The organism is Paracoccus wurundjeri (assembly GCF_030678915.1).
In the GTDB taxonomy this organism is placed as follows: Bacteria; Pseudomonadota; Alphaproteobacteria; order Rhodobacterales; family Rhodobacteraceae; genus Paracoccus; species Paracoccus onubensis_A.
Map to the genome: position 1 here is coordinate 1 of NZ_JAUUTZ010000044.1, position 21,412 is coordinate 21,412.

The following is a 21,412-nucleotide window of genomic DNA, read 5'->3' on the forward strand; positions in this document are numbered from 1 at the left end:
CGCATCTTGCTGGAAAACTACTTCCTGCCGGGCGATCTCGAAGCCCAAATCGAGGCCTTCGTCGAACACTACAATCACCGGCGATACCATGAGAGCCTGAACAACGTGACAGGCAGCAATACCGTGACCCTTATGACGATCCACGGCGCCAAGGGGAAGGAATTCGACCATATTTATGTGGTCGGACTGGCGGAGGACATCTTGCCGAGCTTTCAAAGCCTGAAAGCGGGCGAGAACAGCGCTGAAATGGAAGAGGAGCGGCGTAACTGCTTCGTGGCTATCACGCGTGCGCGAGAGTGGCTCTGCCTCTCCTATGCAGACAATTATCGGGGATGGAACAAGCAACCGTCACGTTTTCTACGCGAGATGGTTTTCGTGTTGCCCGATAAACCAGCGCAGTGAAGCTCTGATCAGTTCAGCACCAAATGGTTAGCCTGCACTGATGACGAACCCACGAATGTCCGCTCCCATCATTGCACCATGCCTCCGGTGCAGAAGCAGCGAAAGCCCGCTCCCCGCCCCTCGTGCAAATGGCGTCGGATATGATGCTCAACGCGTTGCTCACCGACAAAAACGCTATTGAGCGACCTATCCGAGCCGTCCGGCGATGCGAAGCGCGTTGGCCTCGATCAGTTCGGCGGCTTGCTCGACATATCCCGATGTAACCCCCGGCAGGCTGGCCACGGCCCCGGCGACCCTGACACGATTGGCCACCATGGCGTCCACCAGTTCCTGCACTCTTTGGCGCAGGTCAGTGGGGCGGTAGCCCATGTCCCGGGCGATGATGTCCCAGTGGCGTCCGGCCATGGCTTCGGGCTGGCGGCGCTTCCCGGCGAGATTCTGGGCGAAATACCGGGTCACATGCGGCCAGGGCAGTACTGTCGAGACATCGTAGAGCGGGGCGAGCCTTGGCTCGCCGCCGACCGGCAGCAGGATAGAGTAGTTCTTGGCATGGGCATCGGTATTCGCGACGAGGATGTTGAAGATCACCTGGTCCAGCAGCGCCAGTGCGTCCGTGGGTGGCAGCGAATGGCCGGTGGCCAGCAGCGTCCTCAGATCAGGACCGGCTATGGTGCCGCGCTGGTATTTCCGGCCGGGCGGGATGCTATTCGCCTGGGCGAAGTCCTCCTGGTGAACCCGCTGAAGCTGGCCCGTCCGTCCGACGCGCCGATCGTAACGCAGCGCACAAATGGCCGTGCGCTTTCCTGTTGTCAGGACCGTCGTTTCCGCAGCGGCGATCCCGATGGCCTGAGCCAGATGCAGGCAGAACACCTCGTTCTCGGTGATGCCGGGCAGGTTCGGATTGTCGGGCTTTACGATGATGGTGGAGGGCGCGCCATCGCGTGGTATGGCCAGCACGTCGCCCGGCTGCGGCAGTCGCAGAACGGGCGTACCGTCGGGCGAAAGCACCGCAAGGGCAGATTTCTTCTGTCCACCGGCCAGCGATTGCCGAACCCCTTCCTCACCGACGAGAAAGGGGCGACGACCGAGATCCTCGAAATGCCGCTCCAGCGCCTCCTGCGGATCGGCGACGGCATAGAGATCCGTCAGGGGTGTCCAGGCCCAGGCGCTGCGATCCGCCGGGGAACCGAACGAGAGGGCACCGGCGGTATCGCCGCCAATCTCAGCCAGAACGGCGAGTGTGTCGGCCCTGTCGAGCCCCAGGGATCGGGTCAGAATTTGAAGCTGTTCCTCCTCGGGCAGCAGGTTCGCGAGCCAGGGTGAAATGATCTCAGACGGATAGGAGGTGTCGGCAAGCGGTATGGTCAGGGACAGCGCGAAGGCTCCCCGGGTCGCAAGCCAGCGAGCGGCGTAGCGGAACGACAGGCTGCCATCTTCGGCGACGGTTACATCGCCGATATGGAGCGCGTCGAACCAGACGGGCACTGCGCCGCTCATTCGTAATCCCCGAGATCATAGCCATCGCCTTCGGGATAAGGGGCTTGCTTCACGGTTGTCACGCCTGGCGGGTTTTCCAGCAGATCGGCCAGGGGAAACCGGAGGGCCGTAGCGATCTTGCCGAGCGTTGTCAGGCGCGGATCGCGTTTGCCGGTTTCAATGAGCGACAGGGCCGGGGCGCTGATGCCGGTCAGCCGCGCCAGCTGATGAAGGTTCAGCCCGCGCGCGAGGCGCGCCTGACGGAGCCTGTGTCCGGCTTCGGTGAGAAGATGACGGTCCTGATCTTCCATGGCATGGTTCTTTTATGGAATACGGTAAATATAGGCTGTACCACAGGCGTAATCAACAATATTACTGAAAAAGATAAATCTCTTCGTGAGTGCACTCACGGACTGTGAATTTTACCTAATAAGATAAATTATGAACCATCATTGGCTTCGCTCTGCGGTGGACGATCTGCCGCGCATTGCCGACAGGACCGAACGCAATGGGAGGGGCCCTCTGGTCGCGGAACGAAGCGGGGATGGCTGCCCGCCTTAGGCAACAGAAGTTGATGATGAGTGGGTTCCGGGATGGATACTGGTTCAGCCTCAGCAGCTTGAGAAAGCTGAGGACAGATCTCATGTCTGGGCGTGGCTATTAACAGAGAGGCCTGTTCGGCTTCTGATTGATTTAAGGATCTTTGGTTCGAGGCTTCTTTGGTCGCTTGCACTCTAGGTGGCATGAGAGGAGTGACGATAACGGCAATTTCTATTTTCTAGACGGAGACTTGCAGTGAGTGTTGGTTTCGGTGGTTGCGAGCCTCGCAACCATTGAGACCGACAAACCCGTAGCAAAGCCTGCAGGTTTTGTCTTTTTTCCAGCTTTCCCATTGGTTTGTCGCTCCGTTCATTCGAGGATCGTCGCCAGATCGCCATGCAGTGTGGCGAACATCTCGCCTCGTTCCGGCCCCGGCGTCAGCACGATCTTCTCGATCAGCATCCGCAGAGCCGCCGCCGCTTGCAACCGTTCGTTAAGGCGCTGATCAGGAAGGCGGCGACTCGGAGATATGATGTGCTCTGGCAGGCTGTCGGCAATGTGTGCAACCTCTTCACCGACGAAGAATGCTACAACTTCTTCAAGGCCGCAGGATACAGAACCGATTAAACGCGACACGCTCTAATTCAGTGCCCTGTTAGGTATGGTTCTATCTTTGCGGTGGATGCCAATCGGAAGGTGGAACCGAGCGCCGCTTGAGGCGAAACGCCAGCCCGATTGCCACGCCGACCCCGATCGCGACCGTCAGATCGGCGACCACGGTCAGCACAAGCGTCAGCAGCAGAAGGAACTGATCCGAGCGCCGCTCATGCAGATATTCCGGCCAGCGGTGTGGCTCGCTCATGTTTCATGCCGTCAGTATCAGCAGCGCCGCCAGGGCGGGCATTGCCATGTAACCCGCCAGCGGTGCGGCAATCAGCATGATTACCAGGATTGTCACCGCATGAACCAACCCTGCCACCGGTGTCTTGCCCCCGGCGCGGACATTGGTTGCAGTGCGAGCAATGGCTCCGGTCGCGGGCAGGCCACCGAACAGCGTCGATCCGAGATTTGCCGCCCCTTGCGCGATGAGTTCTGCGTTGGAGCGGTGTCGACTCTCGATCATCCGATCGGCGACCATCGCCGATAGTAGCGATTCTACGCCGGCCAGGAAGGCGATGATGAAGGCCGAGGGCAGCAGGTCCACCATTCGTGTCGCATCCAGTTGCGGAACCGAGGGAACCGGCAGACTGCGCGGCAGGTCGCCGAAGCGCGACTGGATCGTATCGACCGGCAAACCCAGGACGGCGACAATGGCCGAAGTGATCGCGACAGCGACAATCAGGCCCGGCAGCCGCGGCGTGGTTCGCTTCATGATGATGATCAGAAGCATGGTTAGCAATCCGATCACCAGGGTGGATATGTTAAGGCTGCTCCTCGCATTCCAAAGTGCCTCGATCTTGCCGAAAAACTCGGCGGGCACATCGGCAAGCGACAAGCCGAACAGATCGCCAAGCTGGCTTGTCGCGATGATGATGGCGATGTAAAGCCATTGATTACCGGTTCGGGCACGAGCTGGATCAATCGTCCCGCACGCAAAAAACCGGCCACCAGCAGGATCAGGCCGGCCATGAATGTCGCGATGACAAGACCGTCATAGCCATGATCGGCAATGACCTTGTAGACCACGACGATGAATGCCCCAGTGGGTCCGCCGATCTGGACCCGGCTGCCACCGAGTAGTGAGATCAGGAAGCCCGCAACGATAGCGGTCACCAGTCCCTTGGCCGGATCGGCGCCCGAAGCGATTGCGAGGCTGAGCGGCAGGGCGACCATAGCCACAGTCACGCCCGCAATCAGATCGGCCGTGAACTGCTGCCTGTCATAGGTTTTGAGAGTCGTCAGGATCTTGGGCTTCATATCCGGCAAGTTATTTCGTGCGTCAGCAGAGTCCAGACGAATAACGTCTGGCTATTATCATTGCCTTTGGTGAATACGCCCTGATCGCCGGCACTGAACTTTGAAGACCGTCATATCTCTAATATAGACTAGCCGCCCTCGTATTAGGGGTATCGCACTTTCGAGAGCATGAGGTCGGGGGGCCTGGACAGCGTCCCGACCTCACCCCCACCACCACCGCTCCCGTAATCGTTCCTGTCACTGCCGCAGCATTGATATTCCGGCCCCCGAGGCCTTACCCTGGGGCATATTTGTATTGCTTGCATCAATTGTGCTTTGTTTACGGAATTGCGGTTGTAATGGACACTATGCCATGGTCGTTTCCGTTCTAAGCCAAAGATGTCGTCGGTCTTTACGATCAGGCCCTTCGCCAATATGCGACACAAATTGAACCGCTGCATCCGATACTCGAAGTGCCTATCCGCACTTGATGTTCAATGGCGTGTATCCAAGTTAAATACATCTCCAGCTTGATTTCGGATATCGCGGATCAATTCAAGAATGCGTGGTTAGGCAGGCAGCGATGATCGGCGCTCCTCCGGATCAAATGCAAGATTATGTCTGCTGATCTCCCGAGTCGTCATCGCCCTTGGGAACCAATACGAGGAACGACAGCAGACCAATGACCGAGAACGCTCCAACTTCATTGTACGAGAGGTGTTGCCGCGACAGCAAACTCAATACCTTCGATCTTCGCCTGACCAGCGAGGATAGAGATGTTTTGGCGTAGCGCCTGTTCCTCGGCGGTTGTCCGCAAAGTTTCGGCTATTTGTGACGCGACTGCTTGTGATCCTTACGCCATTGCATTGGTGTCCAATCGATAAGAGCATACGGATCTTCCGATCACGCTTCAACCATGAGCCCGTGCACCCATGACCTTCGATCAGACCGCCATCAGCGCGATCCTCGTCTGTACACTGATCCTGTTCGTGTGGGGGCGCTGGCGTTATGACGTTGTTGCCATGCTCTCGCTGATGGCCGGAGTCGGGTTCGGTCTCATCGATCCGGACGACGCTTTCATGGGCTTCGGCAATGCGGCCGTTGTCACTGTCGCGGCTGTACTGGCGATCAGTCACGCGCTCAGCCGATCGGGCGTCATCGACCTGCTTGGCGATCGCGTCATGGCGCTTACGCGCAGCCCTTTCGGGCAGCGAGCGAGCTTGTGTCTTCTCGGTGCTGTCCTGTCCGGCTTCATGAACAACGTCGGAGCGTTGGCAGTGTTGATGCCGGTGGCAATATCTGCGGCAAAGACGTCCGGCTACTCGTCGTCTCAGATTTTAATGCCACTGTCCTTTTCCACGCTGCTCGGTGGCATGCTGACAATGATCGGTACGCCGCCGAATCTGCTGATCTCCCAGTTTCGAGAGCAAGCCCTTGGCGAGCGCTTCAGCATGTTCGATTTTACAGCCGTCGGTCTGGCCCTGGCCCTGGTCGGCGTTGCTTTTGTCGTCACGATCGGCTGGCGCCTGATTCCCAAGGACCGGCAAGGCAAGGCGGCGGAACAGGAGAGCTTCGAGGTTACGGACTACGTTACCGAACTGCGCGTTGGCGACGTGAGCGTGATCGTCGGCAAGACGGTCACCGAACTCGAGCAGGAATCGGATGGTGCTATCACCGTTGTCGGCATCGTGCGCAACGAGCGCCGGCTGATCGGCCGTCTCCTGTACGAATCCGTCAAAGCCGGTGACGTGCTCATGGTGCAGAGCGACTCCGACACGCTGCAGAAGCTTGTCAAAGGCCAGGGAATCGATCTGGCAGAACGCCCATCCGAGAATGAAGATCACGCCATCACCGGAGATATGACCGTCGCCGAAGCCGTGGTAACTCCGGTCTCGTGGGTTCAGGGCCGGACCGCCGCAACCCTCGATCTGCGGCGCCATTGGCAGGTCAATCTGCTTGCCCTTTCCCGGCAGGGCCGTCCGGTCGACGGCCGGTTGCGCAATGTCAGTCTGGTGGCTGGTGATGTGCTGTTGCTCGAGGGTGACGAGAAGGATCTCAATGAGGTTATCGCGAACCTGGGTGCGCTGCCGCTTGCAAATCGGAAGCTTGCATTCGAGCCTGGTCGCAATCTCGTTCCCGTGCTGCTTTTCGTTGCCGCCATCGTCGCCACCTCGTTCGGCCTCGTCTCGTCCTCGATCGCCTTTACACTGACGGTAGTGGCGCTGGTCCTTGTTAACGCGTTGCGTCCGAGCGAGGTGCATGAAGCGATCGATGGGTCTGTGATCGTCTTGCTTGCAGCAATGATTCCTTTCGGCGAGGCACTCCAAAACACCGGGACGGCGCAACTCATCGCCGACGGCGTCTTTGCGCTCGCAGGAACGTTCCCGCCACTCGCGCTTCTCGGTATCGTTCTTGCTGCCACCATGGCAGCGACGCCGGTTCTCAACAATGCGGCAACGGTGGTGATCATGGCGCCGATCGCGATCGCCATCGCTGAAAGAACCGGCGTCAGTCCCGACCCTTTCCTGATTGCTGTCGCCGTAGGCGCCTCCTGTGATTTTCTGACCCCGTTCGGTCATCACAACAACACGATCATCATGGGGCCGGGCGGTTACCGCTTCACCGATTTTGCCCGGATGGGCGCACCGCTGGAGGCGCTGGTGGTCGTAGTTGCCCTTGCCGTTATCCCGATCGTATGGCCGTTCTGAAACTGGAAGATGTGCCCGGTGCATCAATCTTTTTGGAAGGAAATTGTAGCGTTAAAACAGTCATGTACGTTCGTATATTTCAAGGGGAAGCCCGGTCGTTGTCTTGCTATAATGCTTCATCTCATTCAAAAGTTGGAATCTCCGGTCGAGTGCGCACGGTTCAGACGACTCATTTCCCGATTGATGGATGTATCCTCTGAAATGTCGATTTTTTCATGAGATGAGTTTCAAATACACTAAATCTACGACAGATTCCAAAATTGACCCCTTACATTGATGGTGCTCCCGAGGTCATCGGAGAGCACAGTGTGGGATGTTGGTCGCGGAGACGATTGCGAAGATCCGTCGGGCGTATTTCCAGGAGAACAAGACGATCAAGCAGATCTGCCGGGAGCTGCGGGTGTCGCGGAACATGATGTGGAAGGTGATCCGGTCCGGTGCGACGGAACTGGCCTGCGAGCGCAGCATCCAGTCACAGCCTCGTCGTCGACCCTACGGGCGCGGGGAAATCTGTGCTGCTCGCGCTCATAGCCTTGTAGTTCCGGCGCTATGCAGATCGTGGGTCTTTGCCTTCGACTTCGGCGGTTCGATCCGCGCAGCGGCGCTCGCCATGGGTGGTGACTGGCACGACCTCGGCGGTGGTCTGACCGAACAGACGGATAGTTCAGTTTAATCGCGCTGTTATCGATGTCTCATCCTGTCATCTCCCTTTCAACCCCTGGAGGCCATGGAAAGCATCCGTTTGCGGAGATCAGACGCCCTCCGACGATCGTGCCCAAAGGTTAATGGTTTCTTCTGAAGAGATCCGATCGATTTCGGCCAGCTCGGCTTCGGTGAATTCGAGATTGCCAATCGCTCTCGCACAATCCTCAATCTGTGAGGGGCGCGATGCCCCGATCAGTGCCGTAGTAATGCCGCCACCGCGCAATACCCGGGTAATGGGCATCTGGGCCAGCGCATTCAGACCCCGCACGCTTTCCAGCGCACTTTCGGTAAGTGTATCGGGGTTCAGCAACTTGCCTTGAGCCGCACGGCTGTTGTCTGGCATGCCATTCACTGCTCCCATTGCCGCGTTGGTAAGATTTGAACCTTAGTTGGGTGGTTCGAACGCATATATAAAGATTGCATTCTTGACCTCGTTCGCCATCAGCTGCCGGTTTCCTTCCAGCCTAAGCTGTTTAGAAGCTTTTGCTGATAGTTGTGCCAATCATGAATAGCCCCGCGATACGGCAAGCTGTGTCGCAGCAAGTGGAACATGCGGGCCGCGCCGCCGAAGCGGCCCAACCCCGAACGTAATTATACGGCAAGATATCAAAACGTTCGTGCTCTAGCGATCTTGCCCCCAAATATCCGGGTTCCGTTTGAAATACTCGATCAGCATCTCGGTGAGCACCCGCACTTTCCGCGTGGGATGCTGGCTTGGCGGGCGTACGACATATGCGGCCCCCGGAGGTACCGGATAGCGTGTCATGATCGGGACAAGCGCGCCGGAGACCAGATATTCATGTGTGATGCAGTCCGGCAGCCAGGCGATGCCGAGTCCTGCCGCCGCCGCTGCGGCAAGCGCCGTGGCACTGTCGGCCTTGAACCTGCCCTGCGGCTGCACAGTAACAACCTTGCCGCCATCCATGAATTGCCAGGCTTCTGTCCCCTGCATGAGTGCCTGATGGGTGACGAGGTCGTCTGGCGTTTCAGGTGAACCATGCGCTTCGATATAATCCGGGCTTGCGACAAGCTTTCCATGGATCGGTCCGACGCGCTTCGCAATCAGGTTGGAGTCCTGAAGATGGGCGCTCCTGATCGCGCAATCGAACCCCTCTGTGATGAGATCGACGTGGCGATCACTGTAGGAGGTATGAATGTGGAGCCGCGGGTGCTGGCGCGCCATTTCCGCAAGCACCGGGGCAAAGTGGGTCGGACCGAAAGTAAGCGGCATGGCAACCCGCAGGCGGCCGCGGAGATCACCGTTCGGAAGGATGGTTTCCCTGGCGGTGTCGATCTCGGCGCTGGCGCGGGCGGCATGATCCCTGAACGTGATCCCCGCTTCGGTGAGCGCGGCCCCGCGGGTCGTTCGGGCAAGCAACTGGACGCCCAGTTCCGCTTCGATCCGGAAGAGCCGCCGACTGACAATCGACCTGGAGACGCCGAGCCTGCGCGCGGCGGCCGAGACGCCCCCGGTATCGGCCACTGCGACGAATGTCTGCAAATCTTCGATGTTCATTCCTGCGTTCCCCATTTTGCGACACAGATAGCCGTAGCACGACACTATCGAAGCGTGAATGAGAACGGCAGATTGCGCTCAGGCAACGTCATCGCTGACGGGTGCCTGTCATCAAACCCAATGCCGCTTACAACAGCAGGAAAGGAAGTCGTAATGGCTTTTCGCAATGGCCTTGATTCGCTTCTTCGCCCCGAAGACTCGGTCCTCGTTCTGATTGATCACCAGCCCTATCAGCTCGCAAACCTGAACAGCCACGACCCGCAAGCTGTGGTCAACCAGACGACCGCGCTGGCGAAGCTGGCAAAGGCCTTCGATGTTCCGACCATTCTCACCAGCGTGATCGCGGGGCGTGGCGGGCTTCTCTTCAAGCAGATCACCGACGTGTTTCCGGACCAGGAAGTCATCGATCGCACCTGGGTGAACACCTGGCAGGACGAGAATGTGGTGAACGTAGTCAAGGCGACCGGTCGCAAGCAGTTGATCATCGCCGGGCTGTGGACCGAGGTCTGCGTTGCAATGCCTGTCATCCAGGCCGCCGGTGAAGGCTGGGATGTGACCGTGATCACCGACGCGTCGGGCGGGATTTCGAAGGAGTCCCATGAAGTCGCCATCCAGCGCATGATCGCGGCCGGTGCGAACGTGATGACCGTGATGGCGCTAGCTGGCGAATGGCAACGCGATTGGGCGCGCACCGGGCATGTCGAGGAACTGACCGAGATTCTCATCCAGCACTTCAGCGGCAGCGGCATCGCCTATCTTTGGGAGCAACAATTGCTCAATACGCCGGTGGCAGACAGCAAGGGCTGATCTGAAAAGCGATGACGAGGCAAGGATGAGCACCGCTGCCATGTGGAGTTGATCACGCCTCGTCATCGTTACTCGACCGGCAAAATTTAGCACGATCGGGAATATAGCAGGGCAAACGTCTTATGCTAGACTGCTACTTGAAGCGAATGTCGATCTCGTAGGTTGCGAGCCCCCGCAACCAAAATTAATACAACAAAAACAGATGGTTAGCAGATTATCTCGGTCCACTTATCCCGCAACCCAAATGATGCGGGTAAGCAATGGGTAAGCAGGCATACCTGTAGCGTGACGTGGATTTTGCAGGGCGTGAATGCAAAGCTTGCAGCAGGTGATAGAGGGGGCTCAAGGGAGGATCCGAGCCGTCACTTGCCGATTCGATTGCATCTGGTGTTCGAGTACTCACCAATGCGGCATTAACGCTCGCTGGTGCGAGCGGAGCCATAGCCTTTCGAACTCGCGTCTCAATCTCAGCAGAGTCCACTCTCGTCCCCAATTCCCTTTTTGACGTGCATCTAACATTGGATGCACGAGCGATTATTATTAGCGAAAGGCCTATGTTCTTATGGCCGAGCGAGCAGTGGCAGTTTCATTTTGATGCACCACTACAGCCTTCGATTAATCGATTAAGCCGTGATAGCGGCCAACTGGGTCAGCAGCTTCGACAAACTTCCGGGCTGTTTCCCTGTCCATAATAACGGTTCGGCCGTCAACCGTCAGATATATGCTGTCAGTTCCAGTGCCGTTGGGAACAGGGCTGCCACTGTAAAAAGACGAACGCCCGAACTCGACCAGCATACGGTGATCTCCACCCTGATCCACGATCTCTTCTTCGAAATAACAAGTCGTTGCCATCTCTCACCCCACGATAGATTAACTGCTCTAGGCAATATGATGTCCTAATCAATGCCGCAACAGCTCTGTGGAGGTGCACTAGCCTCCAGATGTAGCGCCGCGCTAGCTTTGGCAGTCAGGTAAAATACCTTTAGCACGACAATTTTGCTTCAGGATGACCCCCATCAAGCTCTGTTCCTGACAGATAGTGTGGGGCTACGGGTGCTTCACGACATCATCTCTGTGGAAGACGAATTCGCTCGATAAAGTAAGTATATCCCACATCACGTTGGATGCCGCATCGAGCACCTTCTGTGCGTTTCAATTTGTCCTGGAAGATCACTTTGTCACCTACAGTGATACGAGCAAAGTCATCACCGCCCGTGTTCTCGGGGTTGAAGCAAACAACCCGCTCAGGCAGTTGAACAATGCCGTCCGGCAAGCATTCGCCCACCCCCTCCAACCTGAAGAACGGTGCTGCGCCGCTAAAGTGCCCCCGTTCAGTAGAGAATTCGATCGAGAAATACACCCGAGAGCCGGCTCCGATAGGGAGCCTTCGCTCAAAACGCCGATAAGCATACAAGCCATCGCCATGACCCCAGCGAGCCTCGACGGGAGTGAAGCCCATTCGTTTCCAGAACGGAATTGCTGAGGACGGAGCAATCTCTATCGTGATCAGCGATCGGCCTTCGTCAAAGGAACGCTTCACCATGAAGTCAGCGAGCAAACGACCATAACCACGACCTCTTTCATCGGGCCGGATCTCTAGGATATCCGTTTCCCATAAAAAACCGATGCTCTTGCTATTGCGGACTAGGATGTATACCGCGCCGCAATTGTCCCGCCAATCTCGCTTCACCATGTCCCAGTTGCAGCGAAAGCCTCTAACCGGTTGAACCAGGTGCGCGCATCGTCACCTTTGCGAATGGCGTGATTGTACGCGAACCGATCATCACGCTCGATGATGTAGCTCGGCGGTTAGTCTGGTCGGTCGAGGGATTGCGGTTCACGCATTACAACGCCGCTGTTCAAGTGTTTGAAAGATCGACGTCGACTTCCATCGTTTGGACCGCAGATTTTCGTCCAGACGACGCAGCGGCCGAACAGGATGCTGCGATGGAGGCGGGGATGCAAGCAATGAAGAAAACACTGGATCAATTGGAAGACGATGAGTGACTTTGCATCGGCTAACAGGTCGGACCAACGATTGACCAACATTCACTTCACGTTCCATCCGGACACTTAATCCGGACTAGAAAGGGGCAAGGCGAATTTTCGATCCCATGTCGGCTATGTCCGCATCGCGGCCCTCCTATGCCAGTCGCAGAGAGCCCATTTCGGCCCTTGGCTACTGTTCAGTTGGGAGGGGCAGAACAGGAAAAATCCAACATCCAAGTACCATGAATGCCATAGGGGCCGCGCCAGTTCATTTGGGTTTCGGATGCTCCGAGAGGAACCTGACAGAACTTTGTAGCGGCTTTCAACATTCTCTTGCGGGGCGTTTCCATGTTGTTGGAATAGAAGAATGTTCTTGCCGTATATCGATACTCCGGGTCGGAAGCATCATGCGTCGATCTGCTGATGATTTCGACCTGAGCGCATCCTGAAAGCAGCAGGTAAAGCAAGACGACAGCACCTCGCATCATAATCTCCTCCAGAAATTGCTTTTTATAGCGACATTGCGGATGGCCTATCAACGACCGCTTTGTCCCGCGCACTGCCGTCATCCGCTCATCGAAAATGCTGTGCAATGAACGAATGGCGGCAATGCGAAAGCTGTGCTGCGGCGACGGTCGAAGCGATGAATGACTGGTAAGGGCCGAGATTTCAGCCGGACAGCACCTTCGTTGTCAGTCTTTCAGGAAATCGATCAAGGCGCGTAGTGGCGCTGGGGTCTGACGGCGGCTCGGATGATAAAGGAATACGCCGTCGAAAGGCGGCGTCCATTCCACCAGGACTTCTTCCAATGCGCCGCTCACAAGGTCCTCTGTCACGTCTTCCTCCATGTGGAGGCTCACGCAGTCGCCCGCCCGCACAAGGGCCAAGCCGAGATCCGAGGAATTGCAGATCAGTGGACCGTCAACTCTTTGCCGCAGGCTCTTGCTGTCCTTCTCAAACTCCCATGCGTTGACGGTTCCGTTGCTAAGGTTGTGGTAAGCGACGCAGCGATGCGCCCGAAGGTCGCGCGGATGCGACGGACGTCCGTGGCGGTCCCAGTATTCCGGCGTCGCGACGACGGTGTGGCGCAAGGGTGGCCCGACACGCACTGCGATCATGTCCTTCTCGACATCCTCGCCGAAGCGCAGACCGGCATCGAATCCGCCGGTCACAATATCCTGAAACCCATCGTCGACGGTGACCTGAACAGTGATCCCTGGATGCGCCGTGAGAAACGCCGGCAATCGACGGGCCAGGAAGGTGGAGGCGATCCAATGGAAAGTTGTAAGCCTGACGATCCCGTTGGGCTCGTCCCGCCAGGCGGCCAGTTCCTCCAGACCCGCGTCGATCTGCGACAACGCGGGTTCGAGGCGCTCCAGCAGGGCAGCGCCTGCCTCTGTCGGGGCCACGGAGCGAGTCGATCGTGCCAGCAACCGCACGCTGTAGCGTTCCTCCAATCCCCGGATCGCATGGCTGAGTGCGGAGGGCGACACCCCCATTTCCGCCGCCGCAGCGGTAAAGCTGCGGGTCCGGGCCACGGCCGCGAAGGCGGCAAGATCGTTGAACGGATATCTCGCGATTGTTGAATTTCCCTCATAAGCTCATGGCACTGATACCACCTAATCTGAGCCTGCACAGCCCCTTACCTTCAGGATCAGCAGAAGGAAAAAACAGATGCAGATGACCCAATATCGCAGCTTCGGCCGCTCTGGCCTCATCGTCAGCCCACTCGCCTTGGGGGCAATGACCTTCGGCGCCGGGCGCTGGGGTACAGACGAGCCCACCGCCCGCGCCATTTTCGACACCTATGTCGAGGCAGGGGGCAACCTGATCGACACTGCCGACGTCTACAGTGGCGGTGAGAGCGAAAAAATGCTGGGCCGGTTCCTTGCGGATAGCGGGATGCGCGACCGGCTGGTGGTGTCCACGAAGTCCGGCTTCTCACGCTCGGACGGCACTGCCATGCACGGCGGCAACGGCGCCTATAACATTCGCGCCGGAATCGAGGGATCGCTGAAGCGGCTCGGGGTCGACCGGATCGACCTCTATTGGGTTCATGTATGGGATCAGGTGACACCTGCCGAAGAGGTGCTGCGAACGTTGGCCGATGCGACTGCGCGCGGAGAGATCCTCTATTATGGCTTTTCCAACACACCGTCGTGGTATGTCGCCAAGATCGCCACACTGGCTGCAGCGCATGGCCTGCCGGGACCGGTTGGCCTGCAATACGCCTGGTCGCTGATTGATCGTGGGGTGGAGTTGGATATCCTGCCCATGGCGCAAGAGTTCGGGCTGGGGATGATGCCCTGGAGCCCGCTGGCGGGCGGGCTGCTGACCGGCAAATACGGGCGCGACAAGTTGGCCGAGACGGGATTGAGCGCGTCGGTGCCAAACCGTGTCTACGAAGCGTCTGACGAGCCGCGCGAACGGTTGAACGGAGCCAATCCCTATGGCGGGATGTTGTTCACCGAACGAAACTTCGACGTCGTCGACACAGTGCGGGAGGTGGCTGACGAGCTTGGCACACCTATGGCGCAGGTCGCCCTGTCCTGGGTGCTGAGACAGCCAGGAATGAGTTCACTCTTGCTGGGCGTCAGCCGCTCCGAGCAGTTGCAAGGCAACCTTGCGGCGCTTTCTCTGGAGTTGACGGAAGACCAGTGCCAGCGTCTCGACGCGGTGAGCGCATTGCCGCCTCTCAATCCCTATTTCATCTTTAGCCTCCCACGCGAGAGGCTCTATGGCGGCATGCAGGTGACATCCTGGGGGAAATAATAAGGGAGGTGTATGCATAACCTGCTGCCAGCAAAGCCGACGTTTCTTGAGCGGCAGCTTTGTCCTGTGTGGATGGCTCCTGCGAATCAAGACTTATTTTTGGTGATAAGCATTTTGTCAGAAACGGTCTTGTGTCCGGCCTGTTTGCGCGGTTCACTTGACCGCTGGCCCTGATGGTTTCCGCGACCCAAGTCCCCATCCTCGCAAGCGGACAGATTTCGTCCTGGACAAAGCCCGGGGTGTCTTGGGATTGCAGCTGACGCATTTGCCATCACTTCATTGGTCTTGATATCTCGGTTTCTTCTTGTGGCCTCAGGCGGTTCTGATCCTGTAGGGTTCGTTGCGCGTGAGGACAGCCCAAATGATCCGCGCTGTTTTGTTTGCCATCGCAACTGCGGCGAGTTTGGCAGGCTTGCGGGCCAGAAGTTCTGTGAACCACGGGTCAAATCGCTCTGGCGCGTTTTTGATCTGTTTCATGCGTGATGTCATGCCAACGACCATCAGGTGACGAATGTATCGGTCGCCCATCTTCGATATGCGCCCGAGCCGCTCCTTGCCTCCGGTCGACCTGTTGATTGGCGTCAGCCCCAGCCAAGCCGAGAAATCCCTGCCGCACCTGAACTGCTCTGCGCTGCCAACCGTTGCAACGACGGCGGATGCTGTGATCGGCCCGATGCCGGGGATCGTTTGAAGCAGGACGATCCGTGGTTCGGATTTCGCTGCCGCTGCCAGTTTTCGGCCATACCAATTTACGCGCCCACGCAGGGACAAAAGCTGTTCACTCAGGTCTATAATGGTATCCAGCGCGACTGGCGGAAGTTCCAGAACCTGTCCTTGGGTTGCGCATCTCGCGAACTGCACCGCGTGTCCGACGCCTTGGGCAAAAATAATCCCAAACTCCGCCAGCAAGCCGCGAAGCATGTTGATTGTCTGGGTTCTCTGCCGAACGATCAGACTACGCGCTCGATGCAGTGAAAGGATAGCCTGCTGTTCAGGCGACTTCACCTCAACGAACCGCATGGTCGGACGGGTAACGGCTTCGCAAATGGCCTCTGCATCGGCCGCATCATATTTGCCGCGTTTGATGTAGGGCTTCACATAAACAGGGGCAATCAGCTTGGTGCAGATGGCATGCCGAAGCCCCATGCCCATGTGATGCTCACCATGCGCGAAGTCGATGAGAGTGGTTTCGGCAAGAAGAATCGCGACTGGAACCGCACGGAACTGGTCGAGCGCTGGCGCGAGCGTTGGGCCGAGCATGTCAATGAACGGTTGATGGAACTCGACATCGATGCCTGGATCGATCATCGCAGCCTCGAGGTGCAGGGCATCGCACTGGAGCCGCAGACACAGATCGGTGCGCCCGCGCAACGTATAGAAATCGAAGGCATTGACGCCGCCGGCCGCGCGGAGATGCATCGCGAGATCGCCCGCAACAATGGCGCACGGATCATCGCGGATCCGTCCATCGCACTCGACGCGATCACCCATCAGCAATCAACCTTCACGCGTCGCGACATGGCGCGCTTTGCGCATCGGCACAGCGACGGCATCGATCAGTTCAACGAGGTCATGGGCGCGATGGGCCGGTCTCCCGGTCTTGTCGAACTGGGCAAGGATTCACGCGGCCATGACCGCTTCACCACGCGGGACATGATCGAGGTCGAACAGCGTCTGCACCGAGCGGCGGAGCTGATGGCGGAGAAGGAGTTGCACGGGGTCAGCGACAGAGACCGGGAACATGCGCTGGCACGTGCCGCGAGGCGCGGCTTGGTCCTGTCGGGCGAGCAGGGTGACGCGTTGACGCATGTCACCGAGGGGCGCGGTCTCGGCATCGTTGTCGGTCATGCGGGAACGGGAAAGAGCGCCATGCTTGGCGTCGCACGCGACGCCTGGGAAGCGGCGGGGCTTGAGGTTCGCGGTGTGGCCCTCTCCGGCATCGCGGCCGAGAATCTCGAAAGCGGTTCGGGCATTGCGTCCCGCACCATCGCCAGCATGGAACATGGCTGGCAGAATGGCCGGGACATGCTCACTGCCCGCGATGTGCTGGTGATCGACGAGGCGGGCATGGTCGGCACGCGGCAGATGGAGCGCGTGCTCTCCCATGCCGCCGAGCGCGGCGCCAGGGTGGTGCTGGTGGGGGATCCGCGGCAGTTGCAATCTATCGAGGCCGGCGCGGCTTTTCGGTCCATCCATGAGCGTCACGGCGGTGCCGAAATCGAAACCGTGCGCCGCCAGCGTGAGGATTGGCAGCGCGATGCCACACGGGATCTGGCGACCGGTGGGATTGGTGCTGCTATCGGGGCCTATGACCGCCATGGCATGCTGCATATAGCCCAAACGCGCGAACAGGCGCGGGATGATCTGATCACCGGCTGGGATCGCGACCGGCAGGCGTCACCGGATACCAGCCGGATCATCCTCACCCATACCAATGCCGAGGTCCGCACCCTCAACGAAGCGGCACGGCAGAAAATGCGGGCGGCGGGCGATCTGGGCGTTGACGTAGAACTGACAGTTGAGCGCGGCGCGCGCCGCTTCGCGCGCAGGGACCGTGTCATGTTCCTGCAGAATGAGCGCGGGCTTGGCGTCAAGAACGGCACGCTCGGTACCGTCGAACATATCAGCAGCCGATCCATGTCGGTGCGCATCGATGATGGCCGCGCGGTAGCTTTCAATCTGAAGGATTACGACCGTATCGACCACGGCTATGCGCCGACTATTCACAAGGCGCAGGGCATGACCGTTGACCGCACCCATGTGCCGGCGACACCCGGCTTGGATGCCCATGGCAGCTATGTCGGGATGTCGCGGCATCGCGAACAAATGGAACTGCATTATGGCCGCGACGATTTCGCCAGCCAGGATGAATTGGTGAATGCCCTGTCGCGCAATCGCTCGAAAGACATGGCGCTGGACTACCAACAGTCTGATCCGGTGCAGGATTATGCCGAACGGCGCGGCATCAGCTTCCGGGCGCGCGTGGTCGAGATCATGCGGAAACTCGTGCCGGAACGGTTGCGTGATAGGATCGATGGGGTGTTCGACGGCGCGCGCACAGTTGGAGATGGCGCACCTGTGCCGGCTATCGGCCGACAGCCGGAACGGGAAAGGGGGAGGCCGGAGCTTGCGCGGCAGGACTCCCCCGCGCCGGAGATCGAAGCCTCCGAGGATCGGGAGCGAATGCTGCGCCGCGCCCGCACGCAGGCATTGGTGCGGCACGCCCACGCCGTGGATGCGATCTTCGAGGTGGAGGAACGGGGTGGTAAGGCCGGCCCGGAGCAGGTGACGGAACTACGTGAAGCCCGGAAGCATTTCGAGGAGCTACGCCCCTTTGGTGCACACGACGCCTAGGCCGCCTACAGGAAGGATCCGGATCTCGCGCGCGAGGCGGCGACAGGCCAGGTCCGGCGCGCCGTCCGCGCGCTGCAACTGGAAACCGAGCTGCGCACGAGTCCTGAACGCCGCGCGGATCGCTTCGTGAGCCGCTGGCAAAAACTCGACCGGGCCGTTGTGCGGCGATATGCGGCGGGCGATTATTCCGGCTATGACGCCGCGCGGAAGGAAATGGGAGAGATGGCCAAAAGCCTGGAGCGCGACCCGCAGCTGGAATCCATTCTCGCCAACCGCAAGCGGGAGCTCGGCATCACCTTAGAATCGGGCCGCCGGCTTGGCAGGGAACTCGCCTTCCACCACGGCATAGATTTCAGCAGGGGGCGCGGACTCGGCCTGTGAGGCCTTCCGATTTGCCACCATACCGCGCCATAATGCGACGGGGCGATTCTCTCTCTTGCGCGCGTGTTCTCGTCTGTTCTGTCTGGACCAGAAATAAGCAGCAGGAGGCAACACGACCATGCCGGCACCAGACCGTATCATCCGCCTGAAAACCGTACTTGCCCGCACCGGCCTGTCCCGATCTACTATCTATCGCAAGATCGCCGATCCGGTGGGGTGGCGGCCGGAAAAAAGAAACGATGAGAGCGGGTGAGGGCAGGGGCTGCCGATTCAGCGCGGATCAGAGTTGATAAGCGTGAGGCTGTTATCAATCCCCAATTCAGCTTTCCATATTCATATTGACTTCATTCAAGAGAAATTCGTCGAAGCTGTCTGCAACCTTTTTCATTCCGTCTTGATATCCCGTCATCGGAATTTCGTAGACCGGCGCTTCGCCCTGATCGTCGATTTCAGCGCATTCCAAAACGAAAAACGGACCATACCCTGACGCCATTATTCTGACCATGGTGCTGGATATCTCGCCCGCCTTGCGAGATTTATCCGTTGTGAATATAACACTTGGTGCGCTTTGGCCATCTAACCCGGTTTTGCCTAGCCCATAAATCGTTGTTCCTTCAAAGGCCAATATTCCATGCTGCCTTAGCATGGCTTTATAAGATTCCGGGAGAGGATGACCAAAATGTCTCTCCAGACTTGAGACCAGATCATCCGCTGCCGGAATATTGTAATCAACGTCGATTTCGTTCTTGGACAATATATCAAGAGCTTGATTGTACAGCGCGACGGTCATCAGGTAGTAAGAGCAACCAATGCATTCTTCGCTCTAGCAAGCAACTCTTCTTCATCAATATCATCATTATCTTTTAGATCGAGGTTGCTGCAATAAGAGTCGACATCAAAGAAAAGGTCATTCAATATATTGAATTCGCTATCTGAGAAGAGCTGGGACTCATTCTTAAACATGCGCATATAGGAATTCTCGAATTCATCTGCGGGAATTTTTTGGTCACAAAGGCAGATATAAGCATCACGTATTTATTGATATGATTCATGACTTCCCATCATTGAATACGTGCTGAAGTTGTTGAGGGATCAACTTCCATCCACTTAAAATTTTGCCATCTGTATTATGAATTACAGTTAGACCTGTGTTTGTATTGGTATGGAAACTGGCGGGGTTTCCACCATAGTTTCCAATTATTCCTTGAGTGGGTGGTGAGTGAGCATGATTTTGAGCTTCCCGCTTGAGTTCTTCAGTTTTTCTTGGATTCTAGTTTTAATCAACTTTAACGTTATCGGAATATTTGAATTTTTCCGCAACTGCCGAAAAGTAATGTTTTATTCGGACAACTCTTTTTCTCCATTCAGAAGAAAGAGCGATTTATCCCTTCCAATGTACTTGTCTCTAAAAATTTTCAATGCGTTAGTGGCCTCAACTATGCTCTCCTTGGACAGTCCTACAAAAAGATAACTTTCATAATTTTCGGCAAACCCCATTTCGTCAAGCAGCTCTTTGTCTATGGGTCGAATTGGACTAGGGCTTATAGATGTGAAAAAATCCTTATTATCATTCTCCTTCATAAATGTTGAAAAAGTATCTGCAAGTTCGGTATTTGGAATTTTTGAGTATATTCTATAGCTTATTGACATTATATTCCGCCTATCTTTCCATCCGGATTGATTACTATTAAATCATTCAATCCATCTATCGGCCAATCGCTAAACTGCTTTGAAAGTGCCTTCAGATCCACTGGGCTATCCGCCAGGTTAAGCACTATATTGTCTGCCTGTTCTTTCGCTTTTTCTCTGTAAAGATCTTTTCGTTGCTGCATCAGCATTATCAGGGATATTTGTACATCGTCCACGTGGTTTCTCGCCCCTCCGAACAATGGGAATTCCCTCCTCAACCACCCCTTTTACCCTTCCCGGTTCTGGCCCCTGCCATAGCCTGCAAAATCCGGAGAGTTATTTCCTTGTTTTTCCAAGAGAGCTTTTGCCCCTGCGGTGATGCTGTCCCAGGCATCGCTCGCCACATCCTGACGGCTGGAAACCCACTCCCAGATGGACGTTCATAAATCGCCCGCACCTTCCCTCCGTTATCCATCTTTCATAGGGTGAAATTTAAAGTCGACGTGTGATTTCGGTAACTCCAGAAGCGGCTCGTCATTCACCTTCCAAAAATCCAGTTCTCCAAATTTTCCATCCTCTGTCAAAAGGAGTGTTGCAATAACGGGAATTCCATCCCGATCGTCAAATTCTCCTGAAAACACGGGATGTACTCGACACCCTTTAGGGCAATATTCGGATCGGATTGAACCCATTTCCGGATTAACCACCCAAACATTTTGCTGCTCATTTACGGAAAGATCGATCTCACCCGCTTTTAGCAAAACCTCTATAATTGCCAGTTCCTCTGGATTAATCCGCCGCATTAATACGCCCTATGTTAACGGTGCCATCAGGCAGTTTGTAAACATTATATTGTAGCTTTACACCATCTACCGTCACCTGCCTGACATTAAGACCGTCAGAAAGTTCAGAAATTGACGGCAAATCATCAATAATCGCATCACGGACAGGCTCTCTACTCATACCGAGTTCATCTTCCACATGACGCCACGCATGGTATTCCTGATTGGCGTTTCTACCAATCGTAACTCCTTCGGGAAGTGTCTTTCTGGTCGCAGCCGGCCGCTTGATCTCGATTTCCTCCCCAACTGCCCCTTCACCCTTCCCGGTCCTGTTCCGAAGCAGCGCCCTGATGAGATCGATCAGCTTCCCGCTGATGGTGCTCATGAAGTCGAAGATCTGCGCGGCAACCCGGGCCGTGGCCGCTCCGGCGCTTGCCAGCAATTGATGGACTTTC

General features: G+C 57.0%; 24 protein-coding genes and 5 pseudogenes. 10 read left to right on the forward strand and 19 right to left on the reverse strand.

The window, feature by feature from the left end; translation table 11 throughout:
* Together Q0601_RS23640 and Q0601_RS23645 are read left to right on the forward strand one after the other, a co-directional pair.
* A pseudogene (locus Q0601_RS23640) lies at nucleotides 1–111 on the forward strand (integrase core domain-containing protein); the annotation flags it as partial.
* Nucleotides 106–402, forward strand: coding sequence for a 3'-5' exonuclease (locus Q0601_RS23645; protein ID WP_305292528.1), 297 nt, complete (start codon nucleotides 106–108; stop codon nucleotides 400–402). The pseudogene Q0601_RS23640 and the gene Q0601_RS23645, both read left to right, overlap by 6 nt.
* 186 nt (nucleotides 403–588) lie before the next feature.
* Here the strand turns inward: Q0601_RS23645 and Q0601_RS23650 are convergent, their stop codons facing one another.
* From Q0601_RS23650 to Q0601_RS24835, 5 genes and pseudogenes are all read right to left on the reverse strand, one after another.
* The gene (locus Q0601_RS23650; protein ID WP_305292483.1) at nucleotides 589–1,899 is read right to left on the reverse strand and encodes a HipA domain-containing protein; all 1,311 of its coding nucleotides are present in this window, start codon (nucleotides 1,897–1,899) and stop codon (nucleotides 589–591) included.
* On the reverse strand, nucleotides 1,896–2,189 hold the full coding sequence (locus tag Q0601_RS23655; protein WP_305292486.1) for a helix-turn-helix domain-containing protein: 294 nt from the start codon (nucleotides 2,187–2,189) through the stop codon (nucleotides 1,896–1,898). Before Q0601_RS23655 ends, Q0601_RS23650 begins: the two co-directional genes overlap by 4 nt.
* Before the next feature lie 598 nt (nucleotides 2,190–2,787).
* Nucleotides 2,788–3,054, reverse strand: coding sequence for a hypothetical protein (locus tag Q0601_RS23660; RefSeq protein ID WP_305292488.1), 267 nt, complete (start codon nucleotides 3,052–3,054; stop codon nucleotides 2,788–2,790).
* A 31-nt stretch (nucleotides 3,055–3,085) separates the two neighbouring features.
* Complete coding sequence (locus tag Q0601_RS23665; protein ID WP_305292490.1) at nucleotides 3,086–3,280, reverse strand: hypothetical protein; 195 nt, start codon at nucleotides 3,278–3,280, stop codon at nucleotides 3,086–3,088.
* A gap of 3 nt (nucleotides 3,281–3,283) precedes the next feature.
* Nucleotides 3,284–4,335: pseudogene (locus Q0601_RS24835) on the reverse strand (SulP family inorganic anion transporter).
* Nucleotides 4,336–5,246: 911 nt separating this feature from the next.
* On the opposite strand from Q0601_RS24835, the gene Q0601_RS23680 reads away from it, so the two are divergent.
* Together Q0601_RS23680 and Q0601_RS23685 are read left to right on the forward strand one after the other, a co-directional pair.
* Nucleotides 5,247–7,022 carry an SLC13 family permease gene (locus Q0601_RS23680; RefSeq protein WP_305292494.1) on the forward strand — a complete coding sequence of 592 codons (1,776 nt, stop codon included), beginning with the start codon at nucleotides 5,247–5,249 and terminating at the stop codon, nucleotides 7,020–7,022.
* Nucleotides 7,023–7,335: 313 nt separating this feature from the next.
* Nucleotides 7,336–7,590: pseudogene (locus Q0601_RS23685) on the forward strand (IS21 family transposase); the annotation flags it as partial.
* A 183-nt stretch (nucleotides 7,591–7,773) separates the two neighbouring features.
* On the opposite strand, the gene Q0601_RS23695 reads toward Q0601_RS23685, so the two are convergent.
* Together Q0601_RS23695 and Q0601_RS23700 are read right to left on the reverse strand one after the other, a co-directional pair.
* Nucleotides 7,774–8,070 (reverse strand): aldo-keto reductase family protein, encoded by a 297-nt coding sequence (locus Q0601_RS23695; protein WP_305292496.1) that lies wholly within the window; start codon nucleotides 8,068–8,070, stop codon nucleotides 7,774–7,776.
* Nucleotides 8,071–8,349: 279 nt separating this feature from the next.
* Complete coding sequence (locus Q0601_RS23700) at nucleotides 8,350–9,243, reverse strand: LysR family transcriptional regulator (RefSeq protein ID WP_305292498.1); 894 nt, start codon at nucleotides 9,241–9,243, stop codon at nucleotides 8,350–8,352.
* A gap of 153 nt (nucleotides 9,244–9,396) precedes the next feature.
* Between Q0601_RS23700 and Q0601_RS23705 the strand changes: the two genes are divergently transcribed.
* Nucleotides 9,397–10,050, forward strand: a complete 654-nt coding sequence (locus Q0601_RS23705) for a hydrolase (RefSeq protein WP_305292500.1) — start codon at nucleotides 9,397–9,399, stop codon at nucleotides 10,048–10,050.
* Between the two features lie 615 nt (nucleotides 10,051–10,665).
* On the opposite strand, the gene Q0601_RS23710 is transcribed toward Q0601_RS23705, so the two are convergent.
* Both Q0601_RS23710 and Q0601_RS23715 read right to left on the reverse strand, forming a co-directional pair.
* Entirely contained in the window at nucleotides 10,666–10,902 is a 237-nt protein-coding gene (locus tag Q0601_RS23710) for a hypothetical protein (protein ID WP_305292502.1), read from the reverse strand.
* A 214-nt stretch (nucleotides 10,903–11,116) separates the two neighbouring features.
* Nucleotides 11,117–11,743, reverse strand: a complete 627-nt coding sequence (locus tag Q0601_RS23715) for a GNAT family N-acetyltransferase (RefSeq protein WP_305292504.1) — start codon at nucleotides 11,741–11,743, stop codon at nucleotides 11,117–11,119.
* 47 nt (nucleotides 11,744–11,790) lie between these two features.
* On the opposite strand from Q0601_RS23715, the gene Q0601_RS23720 reads away from it, so the two are divergent.
* Nucleotides 11,791–12,057, forward strand: coding sequence for an SRPBCC family protein (locus tag Q0601_RS23720; protein ID WP_305292531.1), 267 nt, complete (start codon nucleotides 11,791–11,793; stop codon nucleotides 12,055–12,057).
* 179 nt (nucleotides 12,058–12,236) lie between these two features.
* On the opposite strand, the gene Q0601_RS23725 is transcribed toward Q0601_RS23720, so the two are convergent.
* Both Q0601_RS23725 and Q0601_RS23730 read right to left on the reverse strand, forming a co-directional pair.
* Nucleotides 12,237–12,608 carry a hypothetical protein gene (locus Q0601_RS23725; RefSeq protein ID WP_305292506.1) on the reverse strand — a complete coding sequence of 124 codons (372 nt, stop codon included), beginning with the start codon at nucleotides 12,606–12,608 and terminating at the stop codon, nucleotides 12,237–12,239.
* Between the two features lie 123 nt (nucleotides 12,609–12,731).
* Entirely contained in the window at nucleotides 12,732–13,619 is an 888-nt protein-coding gene (locus Q0601_RS23730; protein ID WP_305292534.1) for a LysR family transcriptional regulator, read from the reverse strand.
* Between the two features lie 94 nt (nucleotides 13,620–13,713).
* On the opposite strand from Q0601_RS23730, the gene Q0601_RS23735 reads away from it, so the two are divergent.
* On the forward strand, nucleotides 13,714–14,811 hold the full coding sequence (locus tag Q0601_RS23735; RefSeq protein ID WP_305292508.1) for an aldo/keto reductase: 1,098 nt from the start codon (nucleotides 13,714–13,716) through the stop codon (nucleotides 14,809–14,811).
* 312 nt (nucleotides 14,812–15,123) lie between these two features.
* Here the strand turns inward: Q0601_RS23735 and Q0601_RS23740 are convergent.
* A pseudogene (locus tag Q0601_RS23740) lies at nucleotides 15,124–15,930 on the reverse strand (IS110 family RNA-guided transposase); the annotation flags it as partial.
* Nucleotides 15,931–15,942: 12 nt separating this feature from the next.
* Between Q0601_RS23740 and traA the strand changes: the two are divergent.
* From traA to Q0601_RS23755, 3 genes are all read left to right on the forward strand, one after another.
* Nucleotides 15,943–18,165, forward strand: coding sequence for a Ti-type conjugative transfer relaxase TraA (gene traA / locus Q0601_RS23745; RefSeq protein ID WP_305292512.1), 2,223 nt, complete (start codon nucleotides 15,943–15,945; stop codon nucleotides 18,163–18,165).
* A 126-nt stretch (nucleotides 18,166–18,291) separates the two neighbouring features.
* Nucleotides 18,292–18,546: a hypothetical protein gene (locus tag Q0601_RS23750; protein WP_305292514.1), complete on the forward strand. Its 255-nt coding sequence runs from the start codon at nucleotides 18,292–18,294 to the stop codon at nucleotides 18,544–18,546.
* Between the two features lie 118 nt (nucleotides 18,547–18,664).
* Nucleotides 18,665–18,799, forward strand: a complete 135-nt coding sequence (locus tag Q0601_RS23755; protein WP_305292516.1) for a helix-turn-helix transcriptional regulator — start codon at nucleotides 18,665–18,667, stop codon at nucleotides 18,797–18,799.
* 66 nt (nucleotides 18,800–18,865) lie between these two features.
* Here the strand turns inward: Q0601_RS23755 and Q0601_RS23760 are convergent, their stop codons facing one another.
* The 7 genes and pseudogenes from Q0601_RS23760 to Q0601_RS23785 all read right to left on the reverse strand — a co-directional run.
* On the reverse strand, nucleotides 18,866–19,336 hold the full coding sequence (locus tag Q0601_RS23760) for an SMI1/KNR4 family protein (RefSeq protein ID WP_305292518.1): 471 nt from the start codon (nucleotides 19,334–19,336) through the stop codon (nucleotides 18,866–18,868).
* Complete coding sequence (locus tag Q0601_RS23765; protein WP_370656184.1) at nucleotides 19,336–19,581, reverse strand: colicin immunity domain-containing protein; 246 nt, start codon at nucleotides 19,579–19,581, stop codon at nucleotides 19,336–19,338. The genes Q0601_RS23760 and Q0601_RS23765 overlap by 1 nt, the downstream gene beginning before the upstream one ends.
* A gap of 13 nt (nucleotides 19,582–19,594) precedes the next feature.
* Nucleotides 19,595–19,789, reverse strand: a pseudogene (locus tag Q0601_RS24840) (colicin D domain-containing protein); the annotation flags it as partial.
* A 95-nt stretch (nucleotides 19,790–19,884) separates the two neighbouring features.
* The gene (locus Q0601_RS23770; protein ID WP_305292520.1) at nucleotides 19,885–20,196 is read right to left on the reverse strand and encodes a hypothetical protein; all 312 of its coding nucleotides are present in this window, start codon (nucleotides 20,194–20,196) and stop codon (nucleotides 19,885–19,887) included.
* Nucleotides 20,196–20,411 carry a CdiA C-terminal domain-containing protein gene (locus tag Q0601_RS23775; RefSeq protein ID WP_305292522.1) on the reverse strand — a complete coding sequence of 72 codons (216 nt, stop codon included), beginning with the start codon at nucleotides 20,409–20,411 and terminating at the stop codon, nucleotides 20,196–20,198. Before Q0601_RS23775 ends, Q0601_RS23770 begins: the two co-directional genes overlap by 1 nt.
* A gap of 231 nt (nucleotides 20,412–20,642) precedes the next feature.
* Nucleotides 20,643–20,978 (reverse strand): DUF6984 family protein, encoded by a 336-nt coding sequence (locus Q0601_RS23780; protein ID WP_305292525.1) that lies wholly within the window; start codon nucleotides 20,976–20,978, stop codon nucleotides 20,643–20,645.
* Nucleotides 20,965–21,412 (reverse strand): hypothetical protein (locus Q0601_RS23785; protein WP_305292527.1); only part of this gene is annotated, 448 nt, incomplete at its 5' end. The genes Q0601_RS23785 and Q0601_RS23780, both read right to left, overlap by 14 nt.